The 23,684-nt window shown below is 67.7% G+C and carries 21 protein-coding genes; 15 read left to right on the plus strand and 6 right to left on the minus strand.

All coding sequences use genetic code 11. The annotated features are described in order from the left end of the window. Positions 1-28: 28 nt before the first annotated feature. The 10 genes from gspL (at position 29) to BM115_RS23545 (ending at position 10,380) form a co-directional block, all read left to right on the plus strand. Complete coding sequence (gene gspL, locus BM115_RS23495) at positions 29-1,522, plus strand: type II secretion system protein GspL (RefSeq protein WP_092300060.1); 1,494 nt, start codon at positions 29-31, stop codon at positions 1,520-1,522. Further along, a complete protein-coding gene (locus BM115_RS23500) occupies positions 1,519-2,100 on the plus strand; it encodes a type II secretion system protein M (protein ID WP_092300063.1) in 582 nt (193 codons plus the stop codon). The genes gspL and BM115_RS23500 overlap by 4 nt, the downstream gene beginning before the upstream one ends. Continuing rightward, positions 2,100-2,918 (plus strand): type II secretion system protein N, encoded by an 819-nt coding sequence (locus tag BM115_RS23505; RefSeq protein ID WP_092300066.1) that lies wholly within the window; start codon positions 2,100-2,102, stop codon positions 2,916-2,918. The genes BM115_RS23500 and BM115_RS23505 overlap by 1 nt, the downstream gene beginning before the upstream one ends. A gap of 44 nt (positions 2,919-2,962) precedes the next feature. Continuing rightward, on the plus strand, positions 2,963-5,356 hold the full coding sequence (gene gspD / locus BM115_RS23510) for a type II secretion system secretin GspD (protein WP_092300396.1): 2,394 nt from the start codon (positions 2,963-2,965) through the stop codon (positions 5,354-5,356). 9 nt (positions 5,357-5,365) lie between these two features. Next, complete coding sequence (gene gspE / locus BM115_RS23515) at positions 5,366-6,922, plus strand: type II secretion system ATPase GspE (RefSeq protein WP_255370960.1); 1,557 nt, start codon at positions 5,366-5,368, stop codon at positions 6,920-6,922. A 16-nt stretch (positions 6,923-6,938) separates the two neighbouring features. After that, positions 6,939-8,156 carry a type II secretion system inner membrane protein GspF gene (gene gspF, locus BM115_RS23520; RefSeq protein WP_092300069.1) on the plus strand — a complete coding sequence of 406 codons (1,218 nt, stop codon included), beginning with the start codon at positions 6,939-6,941 and terminating at the stop codon, positions 8,154-8,156. An 89-nt stretch (positions 8,157-8,245) separates the two neighbouring features. Further along, complete coding sequence (locus BM115_RS23525; protein ID WP_092300072.1) at positions 8,246-8,704, plus strand: DUF2778 domain-containing protein; 459 nt, start codon at positions 8,246-8,248, stop codon at positions 8,702-8,704. Between the two features lie 482 nt (positions 8,705-9,186). Next, on the plus strand, positions 9,187-9,426 hold the full coding sequence (locus BM115_RS23535) for a hypothetical protein (RefSeq protein ID WP_092300079.1): 240 nt from the start codon (positions 9,187-9,189) through the stop codon (positions 9,424-9,426). A gap of 214 nt (positions 9,427-9,640) precedes the next feature. Continuing rightward, a complete protein-coding gene (locus BM115_RS23540; protein ID WP_092300082.1) occupies positions 9,641-10,099 on the plus strand; it encodes a DUF2778 domain-containing protein in 459 nt (152 codons plus the stop codon). Continuing rightward, the gene (locus tag BM115_RS23545; RefSeq protein WP_092300085.1) at positions 10,096-10,380 is read left to right on the plus strand and encodes a hypothetical protein; all 285 of its coding nucleotides are present in this window, start codon (positions 10,096-10,098) and stop codon (positions 10,378-10,380) included. Before BM115_RS23540 ends, BM115_RS23545 begins: the two co-directional genes overlap by 4 nt. Positions 10,381-10,404: 24 nt before the next feature. Here BM115_RS23545 and BM115_RS23550 read toward each other — a convergent pair whose 3' ends face one another. Continuing rightward, positions 10,405-11,751, minus strand: a complete 1,347-nt coding sequence (locus tag BM115_RS23550) for an NYN domain-containing protein (RefSeq protein WP_092300088.1) — start codon at positions 11,749-11,751, stop codon at positions 10,405-10,407. 279 nt (positions 11,752-12,030) lie between these two features. Between BM115_RS23550 and BM115_RS23555 the strand changes: the two genes are divergently transcribed. Both BM115_RS23555 and BM115_RS23560 read left to right on the plus strand, forming a co-directional pair. After that, complete coding sequence (locus BM115_RS23555) at positions 12,031-15,624, plus strand: indolepyruvate ferredoxin oxidoreductase family protein (protein ID WP_092300091.1); 3,594 nt, start codon at positions 12,031-12,033, stop codon at positions 15,622-15,624. Between the two features lie 227 nt (positions 15,625-15,851). Continuing rightward, a complete protein-coding gene (locus BM115_RS23560; protein WP_092300094.1) occupies positions 15,852-17,327 on the plus strand; it encodes a LamG-like jellyroll fold domain-containing protein in 1,476 nt (491 codons plus the stop codon). A gap of 42 nt (positions 17,328-17,369) precedes the next feature. On the opposite strand, the gene BM115_RS23565 is transcribed toward BM115_RS23560, so the two are convergent. The 5 genes from BM115_RS23565 to BM115_RS23585 all read right to left on the minus strand — a co-directional run bounded on the left by BM115_RS23565 (position 17,370) and on the right by BM115_RS23585 (position 22,231). After that, positions 17,370-18,182, minus strand: coding sequence for a carbohydrate ABC transporter permease (locus BM115_RS23565; RefSeq protein ID WP_092300097.1), 813 nt, complete (start codon positions 18,180-18,182; stop codon positions 17,370-17,372). After that, entirely contained in the window at positions 18,179-19,063 is an 885-nt protein-coding gene (locus BM115_RS23570; RefSeq protein ID WP_092300402.1) for a carbohydrate ABC transporter permease, read from the minus strand. Before BM115_RS23570 ends, BM115_RS23565 begins: the two co-directional genes overlap by 4 nt. Before the next feature lie 36 nt (positions 19,064-19,099). Beyond that, positions 19,100-20,383 (minus strand): ABC transporter substrate-binding protein, encoded by a 1,284-nt coding sequence (locus BM115_RS23575; RefSeq protein WP_092300100.1) that lies wholly within the window; start codon positions 20,381-20,383, stop codon positions 19,100-19,102. A gap of 63 nt (positions 20,384-20,446) precedes the next feature. Beyond that, positions 20,447-21,427 (minus strand): ABC transporter ATP-binding protein, encoded by a 981-nt coding sequence (locus BM115_RS23580; protein WP_092300103.1) that lies wholly within the window; start codon positions 21,425-21,427, stop codon positions 20,447-20,449. Positions 21,428-21,460: 33 nt separating this feature from the next. Further along, entirely contained in the window at positions 21,461-22,231 is a 771-nt protein-coding gene (locus BM115_RS23585; RefSeq protein ID WP_092300106.1) for a DeoR/GlpR family DNA-binding transcription regulator, read from the minus strand. A gap of 115 nt (positions 22,232-22,346) precedes the next feature. Here BM115_RS23585 and BM115_RS23590 point away from each other — a divergent pair, with 115 nt between their 5' ends. From BM115_RS23590 to BM115_RS23600, 3 genes are read left to right on the plus strand one after another with little or no spacing between them, the layout of a single operon-like run. Then, positions 22,347-22,766: a GNAT family acetyltransferase gene (locus BM115_RS23590; RefSeq protein ID WP_092300109.1), complete on the plus strand. Its 420-nt coding sequence runs from the start codon at positions 22,347-22,349 to the stop codon at positions 22,764-22,766. Positions 22,767-22,796: 30 nt separating this feature from the next. Then, positions 22,797-23,147 (plus strand): GFA family protein, encoded by a 351-nt coding sequence (locus BM115_RS23595; protein WP_092300112.1) that lies wholly within the window; start codon positions 22,797-22,799, stop codon positions 23,145-23,147. Between the two features lie 16 nt (positions 23,148-23,163). Further along, positions 23,164-23,589 carry a VOC family protein gene (locus BM115_RS23600; protein ID WP_092300115.1) on the plus strand — a complete coding sequence of 142 codons (426 nt, stop codon included), beginning with the start codon at positions 23,164-23,166 and terminating at the stop codon, positions 23,587-23,589. Positions 23,590-23,684: the final 95 nt, after the last annotated feature.

The raw sequence follows: 23,684 nt of genomic DNA on the forward strand, positions 1-23,684 counted from the left end.
CGACCGAGCGATTCCATTTAGGTAACCCTTGAGCACCACCCTCTACGTCCGCCTGCCGCAACGGCCGCACGACCAGCCGCAACCGTGGCAGTTTGGCGCCATGGCTTTTGCATTGGTCCGCACGCCGGTGGCGGACAAGAGCCGCCGCCCGGGCCTGCCCCACGCCCCCGAACTGTTGCGCGAAGGCCACGCATTGGCCGCCGACATGCCGGCGGCGGACCGCCTGGTGCTGATCGTGGCCGCCTCAGACGTGCTGCTGACCACGGCGATGGTGCCCCCGCTGCCGCCCGCGCGGCTGCGGCTGGCCCTGCCGAATCTGGTCGAGGACATGCTGGCGACGGACGCCGCCCCCTGCCATATCGCGCTCGGGCCGGCGCTGGACCCGACGGCGACCGCCCGTGGCGCGCGCCGCCGCCTGCTGATGGTGACGGACCGCGCCTGGATGCGCGCCGCGCTCGACAACTTTGCCGAACACAAGCACCGCCGCCGCCACGTGGTGGCCGCGCAGCTTTGCCTGCCGTTGCCGGAACCGGTCGAAGCGGTGCCGGCCGACGCCGAGGCGCCCGAGCCCGTGCTGGCTGGTGCCGGCGCTGCCCAACCGGCGCCTGCCGTGGCTGCATCGAAGCCCACCGCCCCAGTCCAGCCTGCCACGTTGATCGTGGAGGCGGCTGCCACGGCACTTTCGCAATCCGCCTCGTTGCTCGACGTCACGGCCACCGCCACGACGGAAGCGACGCGCATGTGGCAGGTCACGGCCCGCACCGGCCAGTACGAGGGTTTCGGCCTGATGCTGGGCGATGCCGCGCTGGCGGCCTGGCAGGCGCTGGCTCCGGCCGGCCAATGGCATGGCGACGCTACGGCGCGCGCGCACGCCCCGGTGCCGGCACTCCACGCGCAGCCGCCGGTCGCCCGTGCCTCGCGGATTTCCGATGCCTGGCGCCTCTGGCTGGTTGGCGCCGAAGACTGCCTGCAGAATCCCCAGCTCGACCTCGCCCAGTTCGAATTCGCGCAGGGCCGCATGGATCGCTGGAACCTGCGCGCGTGGCGCCTGCCCGTGGCGCTGGCCATCGGCCTGCTGCTGGTGCAGATCATCGGCGTGAATATCCAGTGGCTGCTGCTGCGCAACGAGGCGAAGCGGGTCGAGGCCGCGCAGGCGGACCTGCTCCACACCGCCTTCCCCAATGTGCCGCAGATCGCCGAGCCGCCCTTGCTGATGCGCCGCCAGGTGGAACAGCTGCGCACGGCGAGCGGGCGTAGCGTGCCGGGCGATTTCCTGCCGCTGGCCGATGGCTTCGCGCGCGGCGCCCAGCAGTTGCCGCCCGATGCGCTGCTGGCGCTGGAATACCGCGCGGGCACGCTCTATGTGACGCTGAAACCCGGCACCAACACCGGCGCGCTGCGCAACGCGGTGCGCCAGACCGGCCTGCAGATGGAAGAAGACAAGAATCCGCCGGACGCCGCGCGCGGCGGCAGCTCGCCCCCGCAGGGCGCCACGCGCTGGACCGTGAAGGCCGCATCATGAAAATGTCGCGTCCCTCCGCCCGGCCCAGCGCCCTCTCCGCCCGCTTCGCGCGCCTGAAACCGCGTGTGCCGGAACGCTGGCGCGAACGCTTCGACGCCTTCTGGAACGCCCGCAACCCGCGCGAGCAGGCCATCCTCGGCGGCGGCGCCGTGTTGCTGGTCCTCGTCTTCGGCTACCTGCTGCTGTGGGAACCGGCCGCCGATGGCCGCGCCCGCCTGAATCGCAATCTGCCGCAGATGCGCGCGGACCTTGCCGAGATGGAAACGCTGGCGCACGAGGCACGCGGCCTGGCCGCCAGCCCGGCCCCCACGCTGCGCGGCGATGCCCTGACCCAGGCGCTGCAGGACAGCATGGGCCAGCATGGCCTGAAGCCGACCAGGCTGGCGCCGACCGGCGACAATGCCGTGCAGCTTCAACTCGATAAAGTACCGTTCGGCGCAGTGGCCGGCTGGCTCCAGGACGTACGCGCGCAGCAGCGGCTCAAGGTGGTCGATGCCCGTATCGCCTACGTGGGCGCGACGGCGCTGGTCAACGTGACCGCCACACTGCAAGGCCCCGGCTCGGGCGGCCGAAACTGATGGTCCGGCTGGAATCGCTGCGTCTGACGCGCCGGCGCGCGCCCGTGGCGCGTGGCTGGAAGCGCGTGCGCTGGGCGCTGCTGGGCGTCGCCACGGTAGCCGTGACGGTAGCGGCCTGCGCGCCCGCCGCATGGCTGGCCGAGAGCGTGGCCAGCCGCACGCAGCGCCGGGTACTGCTGGCCGACGCGGCCGGCACGATCTGGCACGGCAGCGCCACGCTGGCGCTCTCCGCCGGCGCGGGGAGCCAGACCGCGACGGTCCTGCCGGGCCGGCTCGAATGGAACGTGGCGGGCTGGCCGCTGTTGGTCGGGACGCTGCGCGTGGCGCTGGCGCACACCGAGGCCATGGCGGCCCCGGTGACGCTGGCTGTGACACCGACCGGCTGGACCGCGCAGGCCGGCGCCATCCGCCTGCCGGCCGCGCTGCTGGAAGGCATCGGCGCCCCGTTCAACACGTTGCGGCCGGACGGCCAGATGCGGATCGACTGGTCCGCGCTGCGCGGCCAGTTCGGCGACAAGAAGACCGGCAGCCAGACTTTCGGGCACCTGACGTTGCAGTTCGACCAGGTGTCCTCCGCCGTGAGCCGGGTACGTCCACTCGGCAGCTATCGCGCCGAAGTGGACCTGGCCGGCGTGGACGGCAAGCTGCAACTGAAGACCACGGCCGGACCGCTGTACCTGGAGGGCAGCGGCACCCTGGGCCGGCAGGCACGCTTCGAGGGCACGGCCCGTACCGACCCCGACGCCGCCACGCAACTGGCAGGGCTGTTGAGCCTGCTGGGTAGACATGAGAACAACGTGACACGGCTGCGCTTCTGAGCCACCACTAGCCCTTGACCGAGCGCAGCACGCCTAGAACCATGATGACAACGCACGCACACCACCGCTTTCTCCGTACCGCCTGCGCCCGCGCCACCGCGCTGCTGTGCGGCCTGTCCCTGCTGGCCCCTGCCCCGCTGTGGGCCCAGGGCCAGGGCCAGCCGCCGCAGCCCAACGACATCACGCCGCGCACGCAGAACCGTGACCAGGTGGTGCTGAACTTCGTCAACGCCGACCTCGACTCGGTGGTCAAGGCGGTAGGCCAGGCCACGGGCAAGAACTTCGTCATCGATCCGCGCGTGAAGGGCACGGTGAATCTGGTGACGGAGCAGCCGGTGTCGCGCGCGCAGGCACTGGAGACGCTGGGCTCGGTGCTGCGCATGCAGGGCTATGCGATGGTGGAGAGCAACGGCTTCACCAAGGTGGTGCCCGAGGCCGACGCCAAGCTGCAGGGCTCGCCCACCGTGATCGGCGCCGGCTCGAGCCGGGGTGATCAGGTCGTCACGCAGGTGTTCCGGCTCAACTACGAGTCCGCCAACAACCTCGTGCCGGTGCTGCGCCCGATGATCGCACCGAACAACACGATCACCGCCTACCCGGCCAACAACACGCTGGTCATTACCGACTACGCAGACAACCTGCGCCGGCTGGCCCGCATCATCGCCGCCGTGGATGCGCCGGCGTCGGGCGAAGTCGAACTGATTCCGCTGAAGAACGCCATCGCCAGCGACGCCGCCGTGGTCCTGCAACGGCTGCTCGACCCGTCGGCCTCCGGCGGCGCCGGCGGCGGCGCGGCCCCCGGGGGCGATGCCAGCCTGCGCACCTCGGTCGTGGCCGAGCCACGCACCAACTCGCTGATGATCCGCGCCTCCAGCCGCGCGCGCGTGCAGCAGGCGCGCCAGCTGATCGAGAAGCTCGACCAGCCCTACGCCCGCCCCGGCAATATCTGGGTGGTGCCGCTCAAGAACGCCGATGCGGTGAAGCTGGCGGCCACGCTGCGCGCCATCGTCGCCGCCGACACCAGCTTCGCCAGCTCCACGCAGCAGGGCGGGGCGGCCGGCGCGGGCGCCAACACCGCCACGTCCGGCGCGTTCCAGAACCAGGCGTCAACGCAGAGCGGCCAGTACGGCGGCGGCTCGTCCAGCAGCGGCGGCTATGGCCGCTCGGGCTCCTCGGGCGGTTCGGGCTTCGGCGGCGGCGGCTCGAATGCCTTCTCGTCGTCGTTCGCGGTCAACCAGCAGCCGACCACCGGCGGCACGATCCAGGCCGACCCGACCACCAACGCGCTGATCATCACCGCCAGCGAGCCGGTCTACCGCAACCTGCGCGCCGTGATCGACGACCTCGACGCGCGCCGCGCGCAGGTCTACATCGAGTCGATGATCGTGGAAGTGACCGCCACGCAGGCCAGCGAACTGGGCATCCAGTGGCAGGGCCTGATCAACTCGGGTGGCAACGCCATCGGCTTCGCGGGCACGAACTTCGGCTCGGGCGGCAAGAACATCATCAACCTGACCGGCGCCATCGCGGCCATCAACAACGACAGCACGGCGGGCATCGCGGCCGCCACGCAGCTGGTGCCGGACATCGGCGGCCTGAACCTGGGCGTGGTCAACAAGGCCATCGGCCTCGGCGCGCTGCTGCGCGCCCTCGGCAGCAACGACAGCGTGAACCTGCTCTCCACGCCGAACCTGATCACGCTGGAGAACGAGGAAGCCAAGATCCTGATCGGCCAGAACATTCCGATCACGACCGGCTCCTACGCCCAGACCGGCAGCTCGGCCTCGGTCACGCCGTTCCAGACCTTCGACCGCAAGGACGTCGGCATCACGCTGCGCGTGCGGCCGCAGATCACGGACGGCGGGCTGGTGAAGATGCAGATCTACCAGGAGTCCTCGTCGGTGGTGGCCAACACGATCAACGCCACGCAGGGCCCGACCACCAACGTGCGCTCGATCGAGACCAACGTGCTGGTGGATGACGGCCAGATCATCGTGCTGGGCGGCCTGATCGAGGACAGCTACGGCGACGGCGTGCAGAAGGTGCCGCTGCTGGGCGACATTCCCTACCTCGGCGCCCTGTTCCGCTACGAGAACAAGAACCGCAAGAAGACCAACCTGCTGGTGTTCCTGCGCCCGTACATCATGCGCACGGCACAGGCCACCGACCGCCTGACGCAGGACCGCTACGAGTACATCCGCGGCCAGCAGCAGGGCTTCGTCTCGCCTAACATGTTCGTACGCGACAAGGACACCCCAGTGCTGCCGCCGGCGGACGCGCCGGGCGCGCCGTTCGTCGATCCGCGTTACAACGGGCCGGTGCAGAGCCCGCTGCCGCTGGACCCGACCCTGCCTGCCGCGCCGTCGCCGGCCCCGCAGGCAGCGCCGCGCCCGATCTCCAAGGGCTCGCAAGCCACCGATACGCCACGCGCCGGTTAAAGGCTAACCATGGCCACCGAAACTATCGACAACACCGCCCTGCCGGCACCGTCGGCACCGGCACCTGCACCACTCGAGCCGCCCTCGCCGATGGCGGCGCGGCTGGTCTCGTACTCGTTTTCGCGCGAAGCGCCGCTGCTGATCGCCCACCAGCGCCCCGATGGCGTGGAGGTCTGGGTCAGCCGCGCCACGGCGCCACAGGCGCTGGCCGAGGTGGCCCGCGTGCACGGCGCGCTGCAACTGCGCGTGCTGGAGCCGGACGCGCTGATCGCGGCGATCTCCGATGCCTACAACCGCCAGGACGGCAGCGCCGCCCAGGTGGTGGGCGAGGTGGAGGGCGAAGTCGACCTGTCGCGGCTGATGCAGGACATTCCCGCCGTGGAAGACCTGCTCGAGTCCGAGGACGACGCGCCGATCATCCGCATGATCAACGCCCTGCTGACCCAGGCCGCGCGCGAGCAGGCCTCGGATATCCATATCGAGCCGTTCGAGTCGTCGTCCGTGGTGCGTTTCCGGGTGGATGGCACGCTGCGCGACGTGGTGCGGCCCAAGAAGGCGCTGCACGGCGCGCTGATCTCGCGGATCAAGATCATGGCGCAGCTCGACATCGCCGAGAAACGCCTGCCGCAGGACGGCCGCATCACGCTGCGCGTGGGCGGCCGGCCGGTGGATGTGCGCGTCTCCACGCTGCCCACCGGCCACGGCGAGCGCGCGGTGCTGCGTCTGCTCGACAAGGAAGCCGGCCGGCTGGACCTCGCCAAGCTTGGCATGGCGCCCAATACGCTGGGCGGCTTCGATCACCTCGTGCGCCAGCCGCACGGCATCGTGCTGGTGACCGGGCCGACCGGTTCCGGCAAGACCACCACGCTGTACGCGGCACTGTCGCGGCTCGACGCGCGCACCACCAACATCATGACGGTGGAAGACCCGATCGAGTACGACCTGGACGGCATCGGCCAGACCCAGGTCAATCCCCGCATCGACATGACATTCGGCAAGGCCCTGCGCGCGATCCTGCGGCAGGACCCGGACGTGGTGATGATCGGCGAAATCCGTGACCTGGAGACGGCGCAGATCGCCGTGCAGGCCTCGCTGACCGGCCACCTGGTGCTGGCCACGCTGCACACCAACGACTCGGCCTCGGCCGTGACGCGTCTGGTCGATATGGGGATCGAGCCGTTCCTGCTGTCGTCGTCGCTGCTCGGCGTGCTGGCGCAGCGGTTGGTACGCCGGCTGTGCCCGCACTGCAAGCGCGAGGAAGTGATCGAAGTGACACCCGCCGAGGCCGAGATCCTGCACGCACAGGGCAAGCCGCTCCAGCGCGTGTGGCACGCCGTGGGCTGCGACAAGTGCGGCCATTCGGGCTACCAGGGCCGGATGGGCGTCTATGAACTGCTGACCGTGGATGCCGACATCCAGACCATGATCCACCGCCAGCAGCCCGAATCCGAGATCAAGCAGGTGGGGCTGGCCAAGGGCATGCACACCATGCGGGCCGATGCCCAGCGCTGGATCGACAGCGGCGCCACGTCGCTCGAAGAAGTGCTGCGCGTGACGCGCGAATAGCCGGGAGCCGCACCGCATGCCCGCCTATCGCTACGAAGCCGCCGACGCCACCGGCCGCGCCGACCGCGGCGTCATCGAGGCCGACAGCCCCAAGCAGGCGCGCACGCAACTGCGCGCGCGCGGGCTGACGCCGATCACCGTCGATCCGCTGGCCGGCGCCGGGCTGGCGCCGCGCACCGGCAGCAGCGTCCTGGTGCGCCGGCTCTCCACGCAGGAGCAGGCGCTGTTCACGCGCCAGCTCGCCAGCCTGATCGTCTCCGGCCTGCCGCTCGACGAGGCGCTGGGCGCGCTGGCCGATCAGGCCGAGCGCCAGTACCTGCACGAACTGCTAGCCGGCATCCGCGCCGAGGTGATGGGCGGCAGCTCGCTCTCCGTGGCGCTGGCCCAGCATCCGAAAGACTTCCCCGATATCTACCGCGCGCTGGTCTCGGCCGGCGAGCACTCCGGCCACCTCGGCGTGGTGCTGGAACGGCTGGCGACCTATATCGAGACGCGCAACCAGCTCACCTCGAAGATCCGGCTGGCCTTCACCTACCCGGCCATCGTCACGGTGGTGGCGTTCGCCATCGTGATCTTCCTGCTGTCGTATGTGGTGCCGCAGGTGGTGAGCGTGTTCGCCAACACCAAGCAGAAGTTGCCGACGCTGACCATCGTCATGCTGGCGCTGTCGGATTTCGTACGGAACTGGTGGTGGGCGGCGCTGGCCGTGATCGCGGTGGCCACGCTGGTCATCCGCAGCGTGCTGCGCCAGCCGGACGTCCGCCTGGCCTGGCACCGCTGGCTGCTGACCGCCCCGCTGTTGGGCAAGCTGATCCGGGGCTACAACACGGCGCGCTTCGCCAGCACGCTGGCCATCCTGGTCTCTGCCGGCGTGCCGATCCTGCGCAGCCTGCAGGCCGCCGGCGAAACGCTGACCAACCTCGCGCTGAAAACCAACGTCGACGACGCCACCACCCGCGTGCGCGAAGGCGCCTCGCTGGCCCGCGCGCTGGCCGCGCAGAATCAGTTCCCGCCGGTGCTGGTCCACCTGATCCGCTCCGGCGAAGCCACCGGCAACCTGCCGATCATGCTGGAACGCGCCGCCATCGGCGAAAGCCAGGAACTGGAACGCCGCACGCTGTTCCTGACCAGCCTGCTGGAACCGCTGCTGATTCTGACGATGGGCGTGGTGGTGCTGCTGATCGTGCTGGCGGTGCTGATGCCGATTATCGAGATCAATCAGCTGGTGCGCTGAGTTTCGAACTCGTACGATGGTCGCGGCAAGGCCCCAGGCGTAGCCTCCTTCGTGCTCTCACGGTTGAGAGACTTCGGTGGAGAACGACCATGCTCGAATGCACCTTTGAACTGAATGGCAAGGCAATGAGTGCGCTGCGCTGCGGCGCTCTGGCTTTTCCAGCGTTTTCAGGCCTGGCGACGCACGTAAATCGCCCGGAATTCATGTGCACCTTGGACTCGGGGCCAATTCCACGCGGCACCTATTTCATTATTGACAGGCAATCGGGACGCCTGCTTGGTCCGATCAGGGATGCTTGGAGCGGGAAAGGCGACTGGTTTGCCCTGTACGCAATAGACCGCAAGATCGACGACTACACCTACTGCAACGCCGTGAAGCGGGGAAACTTCCGGCTTCATCCCAAGGGCGACCTCGGAATCAGCAAAGGCTGCATCACGATAGACAATCCAATGGATTTCCACCGGCTGCGGGGGCTGCTGAAGGGACAGAAGCTAAGTCCCATTCCGGGAACCAAACATTTGGCATATGGAAAGGTGGTCGTCAAATGACAAGGTTCGCGCGCTATCTTCTACTGATACTTTGGGTGCTCATCGCGACTTTGGGCGTGACTTACCTCTGGATCCACGAGCTTGGGCGCTATGTCCATTTGCCCGATACCTTTTGGGTATGGGTATTCGCCCATACGCCTGGGTTCTGGGACGGTGAATCGGCTTACGATCTCGCCATTTTGATTTACCTCGGCATCTCGTTCGTGGTGGTCGCTATCGGGACGTGGGCGGCGTGCCGCCTTGCACGGTTCCGGTCCCTGCGTCGATCCAACACATCACTGCGCCGACATTAGACGGCCGGTCAGCGCTCATCGTGCTGGCGGTGCTGATGCCGATTATCGAGATCAATCAGCTGGTGCGCTGAGTTTCGAACTCGTACGATGGTCGCGGCGATACGGAGTCGCTAGCCTCGTGGGCTCTACTGCCTGCGAGGTGAAATGACTACGCTTATCCGCTAACTGCTGCTCGGCCTGTGGACCATCGTGGGGACGCTCGGCCTGACCTACGTGTGGTTCCACTGGGTCTCGTTCCTCATCCCATTTCCGGAAGCTTTCTGGGTCTGGATGCTCACCCAGTTCCCTGAGTTCGGGGACTGTGAATCGTCCCACGACCTCGTCATGCTGATCCACCTCGGGCTGTCGTTCGGGGTGGTGGTCATCGGAACCTGGCTGACCCGCAGATGGGTGCTGGCCCGGCGCCGGCGCATGGCCGGACTTCGTTGATGCGCCTGCCCTCTCCCTCGGTCCCTCTCCCACGGGGAGAGGGAAGCACCCCGAAGGCATAGCCACGGCTGGCGGTTAGCTCCCCGCGCCCGCCTGCTCAAGCGCGCAGCCCTCTGATGCGCTGAGTTTCGAACTCGTACGATGTTCGCGCCAAAGCCTGAGGCGTAGCCTCCTTCGTGCTCTCACGGTTGAGAGACTTCGATGGAGAACGACCATGCTCGAATGCACCTTTGAACTGAATGGCAAGGAAATGAGTGCGCTGCGCTGCGGCGCTCTGGCTTTTCCAGCGTTTTCTGGCCTGGATCACCATAAGAATCGACCCGAATTTTCCTGCTATGCAAGTACAGGTCCGATTCCCCGCGGAACCTACTACGTCGTTGATCGGCAATCCGGAGGCATGCTCGGGTCGATCAGAGATTCGCTTCGGAACAAGAACGAATGGTTCGCTCTCTATGCTGTTGACGGCAAGATAGATGACGAAGCCTTCTGCACCGCCATACGGCGCGGCGAATTCCGCCTCCATCCGAAGGGCGGCCAAGGCATCAGCAAAGGGTGCATTACCGTCGAGAGCCACATGGGCTACCACCACCTCCGCTCGCTCCTCAAAGCCCAGCGACAACACCCCGTGCCGGGGACGACGCTCAAGGCGTATGGCAGGGTGATCGTCAGATGAAGACCTTGGCTCGGTGGCTATTGTTGGCCGTGTGGACGGTTTTTGCCACGCTCGCGCTAACCTTCGTTTGGCTGCGTTGGCTTGCGGCCATCTTCCCATTCCCGGAGTCGTTCTGGTTCTGGATATTCACCCATGTCCCGGGATTCTGGGACGGCGAAGCTGGCGACGATCTGGAACTCCTGGTCCACCTCGCCTTGTCATTCGTGGCGGTGGTGATCGGAACCTGGCTGGCGCGCAGGTGGATGCTGGACCGGCGTGGGCGAGCGGCCCGGCTTCGTTAAGCCGGCCGCCCTCCCCTCACTACCTTACTCCGCTGCCTTCTTCACCGCCTTCTTGGCCGGCGCGCGCTTGCGCGGGGCGGCTTTCTTTGCGGGAGCTTTCTTGTCGGCGGACTTCGGGGCTTCCTCGGCGGGGGCCGGGGCGGGCTCGGTGGGTTCCTCGACAACCTGGGCGGACAGCACCGTCGTGCCCGGGGCGGCGAAGACCGACTGGTCGATTGGCCACGGGGTGTCGCTCAGGGCGACTTCGGGACGCTTGGCGCGCTTGCCGCGTGACGAGGCCGGGGGTTCCACGGCTTCCGGGATCAGGGTCGAGGCGGAGCCGGCCGGTTCGTCCTCGGAGGCCGCCGAGAAGACCGGGGCCGGCTCGGGGATGGCGTCGATCTCGACCACCGGCGCGGGCGTTTCCACCGGCGGCACAGCCTGGGCCACCGTGGTGGCCGGCAGCGGTGGCGGCGACGGGCGGCGCTCCTGCTGGTTCGACTGGTTTTGCTGCGGGCGCTGCTGCTGGCCGGACTGGCCGGACTGTTGCCCAGACTGCTGGCCCGATTGCTGGCCACCCTGTTGCCCACCCTGCTGGCCCGACTGCTGCCCCGGCTGGCCGCCCTCCCCCTTGGCGCGCTTCTTCAGCCGCACCCAGATGGTCTTGTTGTTCCCGCCGTTGCGCGTTTCCACCTCGAACAGGTTAGTCGATGCCACGAGTTCGGACAGCTTGCCGTACCCATAGTTACGCGAGTCGAATTCCGGCGCCTGCTTGGCGATGTGGTTGCCCATGCCGCCCAGCGTCGACCAGCCGTCCTCGTCGGACACCGCCTGCGCGGCGCTTTGCAGCAGGCGCACCAGCCGCGAGTCCTGCCGCAGCTCCTGGGTGTTGCGGCGGCGTGCCGGGGCCACGGCGCCCTCGGCTTCCACGTCGGTATCGGTGTCCGCGCGCAGCACATCGGAATAGATGAACTTGTCGCAGGCCGTCACGAACGGCTTGGGGGTCTTGCGCTCGCCGAAGCCGTAGACGATCAGCCCCTGCTCGCGGATGCGCGACGCCAGCCGCGTGAAGTCGCTGTCACTGGAGACGATGCAGAACCCGTCGAAGCGGCCCGTGTAGAGCAGGTCCATCGCGTCGATGATCATCGCGCTGTCCGTGGCGTTCTTGCCCACGGTGTAGCGGAACTGCTGGATCGGCTGGATCGAGTGCGACAGCAGCCGCTCCTTCCATCCGGCCAGGTTGGGCTTGGTCCAGTCGCCGTAGATCCGCTTCACGGCGGCCACGCCGTACTTGGCCACTTCGGCCAGCAGGCCTTCCACGATGGCGGGCGCCGCGTTGTCGGCGTCGATCAGCACAGCCAGGGTCGCGCCCTGGCGAGGGGAATTTGTCATGTGTCGATAGGGGGTTGCGGTGCAGCCGGCGCCGCCCGGAGCGGGCGGTCGGGGCCGCCTGGATGCAACGCAGTGTACACGCTGAAAGCCCGTGCCTACGGGAAATCACGGGGGTAGCTGGCCCGGTTTATGCTGCATAGCAAGGTACCGCGCGCGCAACGCGGGTGCTACCATGCCGCGCAGAGACACGGCCTTCCCACGCCTCCACAAGAGGCCCCGGAAGGTTGCCCACAACTGATGTGTCGGTGATCCCGACAGCATGCCCATAGAGGAGCACTTATGAATGCCCCCCTGACCCCGCCGGTCAGCGACGCCATTCGTCGCGCGCTAGAGAACGTTTCCCTCGAAGACAAGTACACGCTGGAACGCGGCCGCATCTATATCAGCGGCACGCAGGCGTTGGTACGGCTGCCGATGCTGCAGCAGGAACGGGATCGCGCCGCGGGTCTGAACACTGCCGGATTCGTGTCCGGCTATCGCGGGTCGCCGCTCGGCGCGCTCGACCAGTCGCTCTGGAAAGCCAAGAAGCATCTTGCAGCGCACAACGTCGTCTTCCAGGCTGGCCTGAACGAAGATCTCGCCGCCACCTCGGTCTGGGGCTCCCAGCAGGTCAACATGTATCCGGATGCCAAGTTCGATGGCGTATTCGGCATGTGGTACGGCAAGGGCCCGGGCGTGGACCGCACCGGCGACGTCTTCAAGCACGCCAACTCCGCCGGCTCCAGCCAGCACGGCGGCGTGCTGGTGCTGGCCGGTGACGACCATTCGGCCAAGTCCTCCACGCTGGCGCACCAGTCCGAGCACATCTTCAAGGCCTGCGGCCTGCCCGTGCTTTATCCGTCGAACGTACAGGAATACCTCGACTACGGCCTGCACGGCTGGGCGATGAGCCGCTACTCCGGCCTCTGGGTGGCCATGAAGTGCGTGACCGACGTGGTGGAATCGTCGGCCTCGGTCGAACTCGATCCGCACCGCGTGGAGATCGTGCTGCCCGATGACTTCATCCTGCCGCAGGGCGGCCTGAACATCCGCTGGCCCGATCCGCCGCTGGAACAGGAAGCGCGGCTGCTCGACTACAAGTGGTACGCCGGCCTGGCCTATGTGCGGGCCAACAAGATCGACCGGATCGAGATCGACTCGCCGCACGCGCGTTTCGGCATCATGACCGCCGGCAAGGCCTACCTCGACACCCGCCAGGCGCTGTCCGACCTCGGCCTCGATAACGAGACCTGCGCGCGCCTGGGCATCCGCCTCTACAAGGTGGGCTGCGTATGGCCGCTGGAGGCGCACGGCGCGCGCAAGTTCGCCGAGGGGCTGCAGGAGATCCTCGTCGTCGAGGAAAAGCGCCAGATCATGGAATACGCGCTCAAGGAGGAGCTGTACAACTGGCGCGACGACGTGCGCCCCAAGGTGTACGGCAAGTTCGACGAGCGCGACAACGCGGGCGGCGAATGGTCGATCCCGCAGAACAACTGGCTGCTGCCGGCCCACTACGAGCTGTCGCCGGCGATCATCGCCAAGGCCATCGCCACGCGGCTGGAAAAGTTCGACCTGCCGTCCGATGTGCGCGCCCGCATCGCCGCCCGTCTGGCGGTCATCGAGGCCAAGGAGCGCGCGCTGGCCACGCCGCGCGTGACCGCCGAGCGCAAACCGTGGTTCTGCTCCGGTTGTCCGCACAATACGTCAACCAACGTGCCCGAGGGTTCGCGCGCGCTGGCCGGCATCGGCTGCCACTACATGACCGTGTGGATGGACCGCAGCACCAGCACCTTCAGCCAGATGGGCGGCGAAGGCGTGGCCTGGATCGGCCAGGCGCCGTTCGCGGGCGACAAGCACGTGTTCGCCAACCTCGGCGACGGCACCTACTTCCACTCGGGGCTGCTGGCCATCCGCGCGTCGATCGCGGCGGGGGTCAACATCACCTACAAGATCCTCTACAACGACGCCGTGGCGATGACCGGCGGCCAGCCCGTGGACGGCGAGCTCTCGGTGCGCGACATCGCCTACCAGGTATCCGCCGAAGGCGCGAAGCAGATCGTCATCGTCACGGACGAGCCCGAGAAGTACAACGGCGCGATCAAGCTGCCCGAGGGGCTCACCGTCCACCATCGGGACGAGCTGGATCGCATCCAGCGTGAACTCCGCGAAGTGCCGGGCTGCACCATCCTGATCTACGACCAAACCTGCGCCACCGAGAAGCGTCGGCGCCGCAAGCGCGGCACCTTCCCCGATCCGGCCCGCCGCGCCTTCATCAACGACGCGGTGTGCGAAGGCTGCGGCGACTGCTCGGTCAAGTCGAACTGCCTGTCGGTGGAGCCGCTCGAGACCGAGCTGGGCACCAAACGCCAGATCAACCAGTCGTCGTGCAACAAGGACTTCTCGTGCCTGAACGGCTTCTGCCCGTCCTTCGTGACGGCCGAAGGCGCGCAGGTGCGCAAGCCCCGGGAGCGGGGATTGTCGATGGACAGCCTGCCGGTGCTGCCCCAGCCGACGCTGCCATCGCTCGACCACCCGTTCGGCGTGCTGGTCACGGGCGTGGGCGGCACCGGCGTGGTGACGATTGGCGGCCTGCTCGGCATGGCCGCGCACCTCGAGAACAAGGGCGTGACGGTGCTGGACATGGCCGGGCTGGCGCAGAAGGGCGGCGCGGTGCTGTCCCACGTGCAGATTGCCGCCAAGCCCGATGACCTCCATGCCACGCGCATCGCCATGGGCGAGGCGGATCTGGTCATCGGCTGCGATGCCATCGTCTCGGCCAACGACGAAGTGATCTCGAAGACGCAGGCGGGCCGCACCCGCGCGGTGGTCAACACCGCGCAGACGCCGACCGCCGACTTCATCAAGAATCCGAAGTGGCAGTTCCCGGGCCTGTCGGCGGAGCAGGACATCCGCACCGCCGTGGGCGAGCAGTGCGAGTTCATCAACGCCAGTGCGCTGGCCGTGGCGCTGATCGGCGATGCCATCTACACCAACCCGCTGGTGCTCGGCTTCGCCTGGCAGAAGGGCTGGATTCCGCTGACGCTGGAGGCGCTGGAGCGCGCCATCGAACTGAACGGCGTGTCGGTGGACAAGAACAAGGCCGCGTTCGACTGGGGCCGCCACATGGCGCACGACCCGGCGCAGGTGCTGGGGCTGACCGGCAAGCTCAAGCCGGCCATGGACGGGGCGGACGTGGTGAAGCTGCCGACGTCTTCGGGCGCGCTGCTGGAGAAGCTGATCGCGAGCCGCGTGGACCTGCTGACCCAGTACCAGAACGCCGCCTATGCCGCCGAGTACCGCGACGCCGTGCAACGCGTGCGCGCGGCCGAAACGGCCATGGTGGGCGCCGGCAAGCCGCTGCCGCTGACCGAGGCCGCCGCGCGCAATCTGGCCAAGCTGATGGCGTACAAGGACGAGTATGAGGTGGCGCGGCTCTACACCGACCCGGTGTTCCTCGACAAACTGCGCGCCCAGTTCGAAGGCGAGCCCGGCCGCGACTACCAGCTCAACTTCTGGCTCGCGCCGCCGCTGATGGCCAAGCGCGACGACAAGGGGCATCTGGTCAAGCGCCGCTTCGGCCCGTCCACGATGACGCTGTTCCGCCTGCTGGCCAGGCTGAAGGGGCTGCGCGGTGGTGCGCTCGATATCTTCGGCAAGACCGAGGAACGGCGCACCGAGCGCGCGCTGATCGGCGAATACCGGGCGCTGCTGGACACACTGGCGCAAGGCTTGTCCGCCGCGAACCACGACACCGCGATTGCGCTGGCGAACCTGCCGGACGATATCCGCGGTTTCGGGCACGTGAAGGAGAACAATCTCAACGCGGTGCGCGGCCGGTGGGCCAAGCTGCTGGCGCAGTTCAAGCATCCGGAGGCGGGGCAGCAAGCCGCCTGATCGCGCTGAGGTAAGCAGGGGCAGGTGTCGGCAATCGCTGGCACCTGCCCTTTTTTTCGTCTATCAATGTTCAAGTGAATCTTTGCGACTTGCGTATCGCCACCGCAACAGCGTCACGGCGCTGACACGGTCAGCCGGAACAATCCGCATTGCCGCCGCCCAGCCGGGCATCACGCGGCACTTTTCGCAGTTCCAATCGCCGTTTCCACCTTCAAAGCGAGGTTCGCATGCCGTCCACTACGCTGGTGTTTCGACGTTTCATTCGCGCATGTTCCGGGCTGTTGCTCGCGGCCGTGTTCTCGCCGGCGTTCGCGGGCTACTGGACCGGCGTGTCCCGCAGCCTGCCGGTCTCGCCGCTCGGCAACACGGTCGCGCTGTCCTGCCATAACTGCTACGGCGCCAGCAATGCCGCCACGACCACGCAAGTGTCGATGGCGCTGAACCGGGGGCTCGACCTCGTGGAGTTCGACCTGACCCTGCACGCCGATGGCCAGGTCTATGTCGAGCACAGCGACTCGGAGTCCGCCGTGGGCACCTTCGCCAGCGCGCTGGCCAATACCGCGCTGCAGCAGAGCGACCGCATGCTGTTCCTCGAAATCAAGGAGGGCTACTCGACGGCCGCCGCCAGCGACACGCTGATGCTCGGCGTGCTGCGCGCGATCCGCGACTGGGGCTACGCCACGGCGGGCCGGCCGGTCATGCTGCGCGCGTTTATGGACGGCAATAACCGCCACCAGCATCTGGTGCGCGCCCAGGCGCTGCTGGCACAGTCGGAATTCGCGAGCATCCGCGACCATGTGCGCTTCCATGCCCTGATCGAGAGCGATATCCGCAACCGCATGCGCACGGCCAAGAGCCTGGGCTTCCAGGGCGTGGAACTCGAATACCGGATGGCGAGCCTGTTCGGCGCGATCGATCAGGCCAAGCTGCTCGGCCTCGGCGTGGGCGTCTACACCACGCCGGCCAGCCTGGGCGAACTGTACCTGTCGGCGCTGCGCGAGGACGTGGATTTCATCACCTCGGACTACGACCGGGGCGCCACGCCGCTGGCTACCTCGGCGCGGGCGCTGATCACCGAAGCCACGTCGCTGGTGCACATGAACACGCTCACCCAGACCGCCTACCCGCTGACTTACAAGCGCACCGGCCCGACGAACTACGCGGTGGCCCAGAGCGGCACCACGCCGACGCTGGAAGTGCTGTCGGTCACGTCCGATGAGGACCGCGTGGGCGGCAGCATGGTGTTTGCCGGCGCGCAGTCGGTCACGACCTGGCAGGCCGACAACGACATCAACGGCGGCTTCCTGGTCAGCGCGGTGGTCAACTTCGACGACCTGACCTCGGGCGCCACCGCCGCGATCCTTGCCAAGAGCGACGCGGGCGGCTTCGCGCTGGAGCAGGCGGGCACGCTGCTGCGCTTCGGCGTCTACGTCAACGGCGGCTACCAGTACGCCACCGTGCCGCTGTCCTCGCTCAATGGCACGGATTCGTACTTCATCGTCGGCGCCTATGACGGCGACGGCGCGGTGCGGCTCTGGGTCAACAACGTCGAGCGCACCCCGTCGGTCTCGGTGACGGGCGGCGTGGGTCTGAACACCAGCCCGATCGTGATCGGCGCCGACCCGCAGGGCGCCACGGACCGCCGCTACTTCTTCAAGGGCAAGGTCCAGCAGGTGATGGTGCAGCGCTGGCGCAACCACTGATCGCGCCCGGGCCCCGCCTCGCGCGGGGCCAGTTTTGTCGGGCTACTTGATGCCGGCGTTCATGAACGACTGCATGAACTGGCGCTGGAACAGCAGGAAGGCGACCAGCAGCGGGCCAATCGACAGCAGCGTGCCGGCGGACAGCACGCCCCAGTCCACACCGGTCTCGGGCGCCGCGAACAGCGCCATGCCCACGGTCACCGGCCGGCTTGCCTCGGTGTTGGTAATCACCAGCGGCCACAGGAAGTTGTTCCAGTGATAGCTGATGGACACCAGCGCATAGGCCAGGTAGGTGGGCCGGGCCAGCGGCACGTAGACCTTGAGCAGGATCGCCAGCCGGCCCAGGCCCTCGATGCGCGCCGCGTCCTCCAGCTCCTGCGGCACCATCATGAAGGTCTGGCGCAGCAGGAAGATGCCGAACGCGCTGCCGATGTAGGGCAGCGCCACGCCGAGGTAGTGATCCACCTGCCCGAGCCGCGCCACACTGACGTAGTTTTCGGTAATCAGCACCTCCGGCATCACCATCAGCTGGAGCATGACGATGGCGAACACCAGCCCCCGGCCCGGGAAGCGCAGCCGCGCCAGTGCATAGCCAGCCAGCGTGCACACCAGCAGCTGGAGCACCAGCAGCAGCGTGACGATGCAGAACGTGTTGACGAGGTAACGCGCGAACGGCGCCACGCGCCACGCGGCGGGGAAGTTGCCGAAGCCCCAGCGGGTGTCGAAGGACAGGCGCAGCGCATCGCCATCGGGGTGGAAGGCTGCCCAGAACATCAGCAGCAACGGGGCGATCCACAGCAGGCCGGCCAGCCAGCCGGCCACGGGAAGCAACAACCGGGGAGGAGCGATCGTCATCGGTAATGGACCCGCTTGCGGGAGAACCAGAACTGGAGCGCCGAGCACAGGGCCAGCAGCGCCAGCAGCACCAGCGTCAGCGCCGAGGCGTACGAGATGTCCTGGAACTTGAACGCCACTTCATAGAGGTAGTAGAGCAGCAGCGTGCTGGCGTTGTTCGGGCCGCCGCGCGTGAGCACGAACAGGTGATCGACCAGCTTGAACGCGTTGATCAGCGCGTTGACGACCACGAACAGCGTGGTCGGCGCCAGCAGCGGCAGGGTGACCCGCCGTAGCCGGTACCAGGCGGACGGCGCCTCGATGCGCGCCGCGTCGCGCTGTTCGGGTGAGATCGACTGAAGCGCGGCGAGGTAGAAGATCATGAAGAAGCCCGCCTCCTTCCAGATGGTGATGACCATCAGCGCGGGCAGCACGGTCTCCACATCGCCCAGCCAGTTGCGGCCGGCGATGCCGGCGGCGCCGAGCAGCTGGTTGAACAGGCCGATGTCGGGCGCGTAGAAGAACAGCCAGACGTTGGCGGCGGCCACCATCGGCAGGATGGTCGGCGTGAAGAAGGCCAGCCGCAGCAGGCCGCGGCCCGCGAAGCGCTCATTGACCCAGAGCGCCATCGCCAGCGCCAGCATTACCGAGACCGGCACCGTGACCAGCGCGTACCAGAAGTTGTTGCGCAGCGCCTGCAGGAACACCGGGTCGTCCAGCAGCGCGGCGAACTGGTCCGCGCCGCTGAACATCGGAGCGACGCCGGGCGCCTGCGTGTGCAGGCTCTCCCAGACGCTGCCCGCGATGGGCCAGTAGGTGAACGCCGCCAGCAGCACCAGCGCCGGCAGCAACATCAGCCACGCATGGACGGCCGGCCTGGAGACGAAGGATCGGGAAGTCATGGCGTGGCGGATGTCGTTCACGGTGGGCCCGCCGCGTCAGCGCTGGTACGGCTTCAGGATGCGGTCAGCCTGCGCCTGGGCGCCGGCCAGCGCGGCCTTCGGCTCCTGCTGGCCGGTGATGGCCGACTGGAGCGAGTCCTCGAGCACCTTGCGCACGCGGCCCGCCTGGTGCGTCGACAGTTCCGCCGTCGCCACCTGGAGCTGGTCACGCGCGACCAGCGTCTGCGGCACCTTGGCAGCGTAGCTCTTGAGCGTCGGCGTCTCGTAGCTGGCCGGGCTCACGCCCATGTAGCCGGTGGCCACGCTCCATTCGGCCGAACGTTCCGGCGCCGTCAGGAATCGCACCAGACGGTAGGCGGCCTTCTGCTCGGCTTCGCTGCCGCTCTTGAACAGGTAGAAGTTGCCGCCGCCGGTGGGCGAGCCACCCGTCGGGTTGCCCGGCAGCGGGGCCACGCCCACGTCGAACTTGGCATCCTTGAGCACGGCGGTCAGGTTGCCCGTGGAGTGCCACATCATCGCCGTCTTGCCCTCGACAAAGTTTTGGCGCAGCGTGCCCCATTCGATCAGGCCCTTCGGGCTCAGGCCGTCCTTGGCCAGCGAGGTCCAGTACTGGAGCGCCTCCACGGTCTTGGGCGTGTCGAAGGTGGTGTGCGAGCCGGCGGCGTTCATCAGCGTGGCGCCGTTCTGCTTGGCCAGCGCGCCGAACATCCAGTAGGCGTAGCCCGTCGACGGAATCATCACGCCCCAGCGCGACGTGGCGCCACCGTCCTGCTTCACCAGCTTGGCAGCAGCCTCGCGCATCTCGGTCCAGGTACGCGGCGGCTTGTTCGGATCCAGGCCGGCCTGCTTGAAGGCGTCCTTGTTGTAGAACATGACGATGGTCGAGCGCTGGAACGGGATGCCCCAGGTCTTGCCGTCGGCGCGGCCGTTGTCCATCAGGCCCGGGTAGAAGCTCTGGAGCCACGCCTTGTCTTCCGGCGTGGTGGCGAAGTCATCGAACGGGCGAATCACGTTCTGGTCCTTCAGCTCGAACAGGTCGATCGAGAACAGCACCGAGGTCTGCACCGGCGTGCCGGCCTTGAGGGCGGCCAGCGCCTTGGTGCGGGCGTCGTCGTAGTTGCCGGCGTAGATGGCGTTGACCTTGACGTCCGGGTTGGCCTGCTGGAACTGGTCGACCAGCTTGTCTACCACCTGCGTCAGCGGGCCGCCGACCGAGACCGGGTAGTACATGGTCACCTGCGTCTGTGCCGCCGCGCCGAGCGCGGCCATCGAGAGAACGGCGCCCAGCGCGAGGGCGAGGCCACGGGATTTGAACGACATGAAGGCTCCTGGTGAAAGACGAATCAAAACATCGGGAAAGTCATGGGGATGGAGGGAGGCCCCTCACGCGGCAAACCGGTGGGCGCGTGCGGCCGGCCATTCCAGCGCCAGCCGGCTGCCGGTCTGCAGCGCAAGCCGGCCCGGATGGCGCACCAGCACGGGCTGCTCGTAGACCTGCACCTCGATCAGCGTGTCTGCGCCGTGATATTCGCTGCGCGCGACGACGCCATCGTGAATATCCGTGCCGGCAGTGCCCGTCGCCGCCAGCGCGATGTGTTCGGGACGAATGCCCACCAGCCCGTCCAGCCCCGGCACGCGCAGCAAATTCATCGGCGGCTGGCCGATAAAGCGCGCCACGACGGGCGTGGCTGGCTGCTCATAAAGCTGTTCGGGCGTGCCGACCTGGGCGATCTCGCCCTGATGCATCAGCACGATGCGGTCGGCCATGCTCATGGCTTCCACCTGGTCGTGGGTGACGTAGATCACCGTCAGCCCGAGCGCGCGCTGAAGCTTGCGCAGTTCGGCGCGCATCTCGGCACGTAGCTGGGCGTCGAGGTTGCTGAGCGGCTCGTCCATCAGGCAGACCGGATGATGCGAGACGATGGCGCGTGCCAGCGCCACGCGCTGCCGCTGCCCGCCCGAGAGTTCACCCGGCTTGCGCGCGAGGAGCTTGTCCAGCCCGAGCATGTCGGCGGCCTGCTTGAGCCGCGCCGCCTGCTCCTCGCGCGGCAGCTTGCGCGCGCGCAGGCCGAAGACGATGTTCTCGCCCACGCTCAAGTGCGGAAACAGCGCGTACGACTGGAACACCATGCTCAGGTGGCGCGCGGCGGGGTCCACGTCGGTCACGTCCGCGCCATCGAACCAGATCCGCCCGCCGCTCGGCCGGTCCAGTCCGGCAATCAGCCGCAGCAGCGTGGTCTTGCCGCAGCCCGAGGCGCCGAGCAGCGCGATGAACTCGCCACGCGCCACGTCGAGGTCGATGCCGCGGAGCACGTGTTGCTCGCCGAAGCGCTGCTGCAGGTTGTCGAGTCGCAGGTAGGCCATGGGTTCTTATCAGCGTATGGGTCGTCGATTGCGTCAGCAGATATGAAGCGAGACACCCGCGCGTTCGCACAGCGCGGGCAGGTCCGCGCCAGCGTCGGTGCGGGCTTCCTCATCGGTGAAGAAATGGTCGATCTGGGCGAGCGTGGCCACGCGGCAGGGCGCGTCGCGCAGGAACTTGCTGCTGTCGGCCAGCACCGCGCGGACGTGGCTGTTGGCGAACAGCACCTGGGTGAACTCCGCCTCGTCCGGGTGGAACTCGAACAGGCTGCCGTCGGCATCCACCGCGCCCGCGCCGCAGATCGACAGATGCGCGCGAAAGCGGCGGATGAAGTCGAGCGTGGCGCTGCCCATCACGTCGCGGTCACCGGGACGCAGCCGGCCGCCGGCCACCCAGGTCTCGATGGCGGGCTTCTCGGCCAGCGCGTGCACGGCGTCCAGGTTGTTGGTGACCACGCGCAGCGGCCGGTCGGCCGGCAACGCGCGCGCGAACTCGGCCACCGTGGTGCCGTAGCCGAGGAACAGCGTGGCGTTGTCCGGCACGAGTGCGATGGCCGCATGGGCGATGCGCCGCTTGCGTTCGATCTGCGCCGTGCTGCGCTGCAAAAAACTGAGGTTGCGCTGGCCCGCCGGCAGGCTCAGCCCGCCATGCAGCCGCCGCACCAGGCCCTGCTCGCTCAGGTCGTTGATGTCACGCCGGATCGTCTGCGTGCTGACCTGGAAGCGATCGGCAAGCTGGTCGGTGCTGAGTTCGCTGGCATCGCGCAGCCAGTCGAGGATTTCACGTTGTCGCGGAGTTAGGCTCATTCGATCATGTTAGATGTTCGAATGAAAATTTAAACCGGAAGTGTGTCGGGTAGATGACTGTCGCTTTCGGTACACTGGGGTTCACCCTGTCTTCCCCTGTTCTCTACTTCCGCTCATGCAGATCCGCCCCTACCGCCCCGCCGACGAATCCACCGTGGTTGCCCTGTGGCAAGCCTGCGGCCTGACCCGCCCCTGGAACGATCCCCACCGCGACATCGCGCGCAAGCTGACCGAGCAGCCCGAGCTGTTCCTCGTCGGCGAGGTCGATGCCCACGTGGTGGCCACGGCGATGATCGGCTTCGACGGGCATCGCGGCTGGGTCTACTACCTCGCCGTCGCGCCCGCCTGCCAGGGGCGCGGCTATGGGCGTATGCTGATGGCGCGCGCCGAGGCGCTGCTGATCGAGCGCGGCTGCCCCAAGATCAACCTGCAGGTGCGCGAAGGCAACGACGCCGTGATGGCGTTCTACGCGAAGCTCGGCTATGGCCGGGATGCGGCCGTCAGCCTGGGCAAGCGGCTGATTCCGGACCAGTGATCGGGCGGAAGACCCCGACAAGGAGACCCCATGACCACGTATCAAGGAAGCTGCCACTGCGGCCGCGTCGCCTTCGAGGCGGATGGCGAGATCACGCAGGTGCTGCAGTGCAACTGCACCATCTGCCGCCGGCGCGGGCATCTGCTCTGGTTCGTGCCCAAGGCGCAGTTCCGGCTCAAGACGCCGGACGAGCACGCCACCACCTACCGCTTCAACACGATGAAGATCGCGCATCGCTTCTGCCCGGTCTGCGGCTGCGGCCCTTACGCCGAGGCGACCGACCCGAAGGGCAATCCCACCGCCGCCGTGAACGTGCGCTGTGTGGATAACGTCGATCTGGGCAGCCTCAAGGTCATCGAGTACGACGGCCTCCACGCCTGATCCTGGCTGACCGCCCATGCTCCGCATCGCCGGCATCGACCACCTCGTACTGCGCACCGCCAACGTGCCGCGCCTCGTGCGGTTCTATATCGATGTGCTCGGCTGCATCCTGGAGCTTGAGCAGACCGCCATCGGCCTGACGCAGCTCCGCGCCGGCAACGGGCTGATCGACCTCGTTTCGCTGGACGGCCCGATCGGCCGTGCCGGCGGCGCGGGACCGGGGGCAGAGGGCCGCAACCTCGACCATTTCTGCCTGCGTATCGATCCGTTCGATGCGGAGGCGATATTTGAGCATCTGCGCATTCATCACGTTGATACCGGGCCGGTCGAACAGCGCTACGGGGCCGAAGGCACCGGTCCGTCGATCTATGTGAAGGACCCGGACGGCAACACCGTCGAACTGAAAGGCCCGCCCAACCTGCCCGGCGATGGCAGTCCCTGAGCAAGTGCACTGACGTAGGCATTCGCCCGTCACGCCGATACAATTCCCGCTTCATCCATCGCATCGCCACCGGCGCGCCCCCGCCCTGCGCCGGG

Origin of the sequence: Cupriavidus sp. OV096, from assembly GCF_900115455.1 — a bacterium.
In the GTDB taxonomy this organism is placed as follows: domain Bacteria; phylum Pseudomonadota; class Gammaproteobacteria; order Burkholderiales; family Burkholderiaceae; genus Cupriavidus.

Excerpts from the sequence above, each read along its gene's own strand:
- BM115_RS23580 (WP_092300103.1), bottom strand. The coding sequence starts at position 21,427 with ATGGCCTACCTGCGACTCGACAACCTGCAGCAGCGCTTCGGCGAGCAA.
- BM115_RS23600 (WP_092300115.1), top strand. The coding sequence starts at position 23,164 with ATGCTCCGCATCGCCGGCATCGACCACCTCGTACTGCGCACCGCCAAC.
- BM115_RS23585 (WP_092300106.1), bottom strand. The coding sequence starts at position 22,231 with ATGAGCCTAACTCCGCGACAACGTGAAATCCTCGACTGGCTGCGCGAT.
- BM115_RS23540 (WP_092300082.1), top strand. The coding sequence starts at position 9,641 with ATGCTCGAATGCACCTTTGAACTGAATGGCAAGGAAATGAGTGCGCTG.
- BM115_RS23550 (WP_092300088.1), bottom strand. The coding sequence starts at position 11,751 with ATGACAAATTCCCCTCGCCAGGGCGCGACCCTGGCTGTGCTGATCGAC.
- BM115_RS23570 (WP_092300402.1), bottom strand. The coding sequence starts at position 19,063 with ATGACTTCCCGATCCTTCGTCTCCAGGCCGGCCGTCCATGCGTGGCTG.
- BM115_RS23545 (WP_092300085.1), top strand. The coding sequence starts at position 10,096 with ATGAAGACCTTGGCTCGGTGGCTATTGTTGGCCGTGTGGACGGTTTTT.
- BM115_RS23575 (WP_092300100.1), bottom strand. The coding sequence starts at position 20,383 with ATGTCGTTCAAATCCCGTGGCCTCGCCCTCGCGCTGGGCGCCGTTCTC.
- BM115_RS23555 (WP_092300091.1), top strand. The coding sequence starts at position 12,031 with ATGAATGCCCCCCTGACCCCGCCGGTCAGCGACGCCATTCGTCGCGCG.
- BM115_RS23565 (WP_092300097.1), bottom strand. The coding sequence starts at position 18,182 with ATGACGATCGCTCCTCCCCGGTTGTTGCTTCCCGTGGCCGGCTGGCTG.
- BM115_RS23595 (WP_092300112.1), top strand. The coding sequence starts at position 22,797 with ATGACCACGTATCAAGGAAGCTGCCACTGCGGCCGCGTCGCCTTCGAG.
- BM115_RS23560 (WP_092300094.1), top strand. The coding sequence starts at position 15,852 with ATGCCGTCCACTACGCTGGTGTTTCGACGTTTCATTCGCGCATGTTCC.
- BM115_RS23500 (WP_092300063.1), top strand. The coding sequence starts at position 1,519 with ATGAAAATGTCGCGTCCCTCCGCCCGGCCCAGCGCCCTCTCCGCCCGC.
- gspE (WP_255370960.1), top strand. The coding sequence starts at position 5,366 with ATGGCCACCGAAACTATCGACAACACCGCCCTGCCGGCACCGTCGGCA.
- gspD (WP_092300396.1), top strand. The coding sequence starts at position 2,963 with ATGACAACGCACGCACACCACCGCTTTCTCCGTACCGCCTGCGCCCGC.
- BM115_RS23505 (WP_092300066.1), top strand. The coding sequence starts at position 2,100 with ATGGTCCGGCTGGAATCGCTGCGTCTGACGCGCCGGCGCGCGCCCGTG.
- BM115_RS23590 (WP_092300109.1), top strand. The coding sequence starts at position 22,347 with ATGCAGATCCGCCCCTACCGCCCCGCCGACGAATCCACCGTGGTTGCC.
- BM115_RS23525 (WP_092300072.1), top strand. The coding sequence starts at position 8,246 with ATGCTCGAATGCACCTTTGAACTGAATGGCAAGGCAATGAGTGCGCTG.
- gspF (WP_092300069.1), top strand. The coding sequence starts at position 6,939 with ATGCCCGCCTATCGCTACGAAGCCGCCGACGCCACCGGCCGCGCCGAC.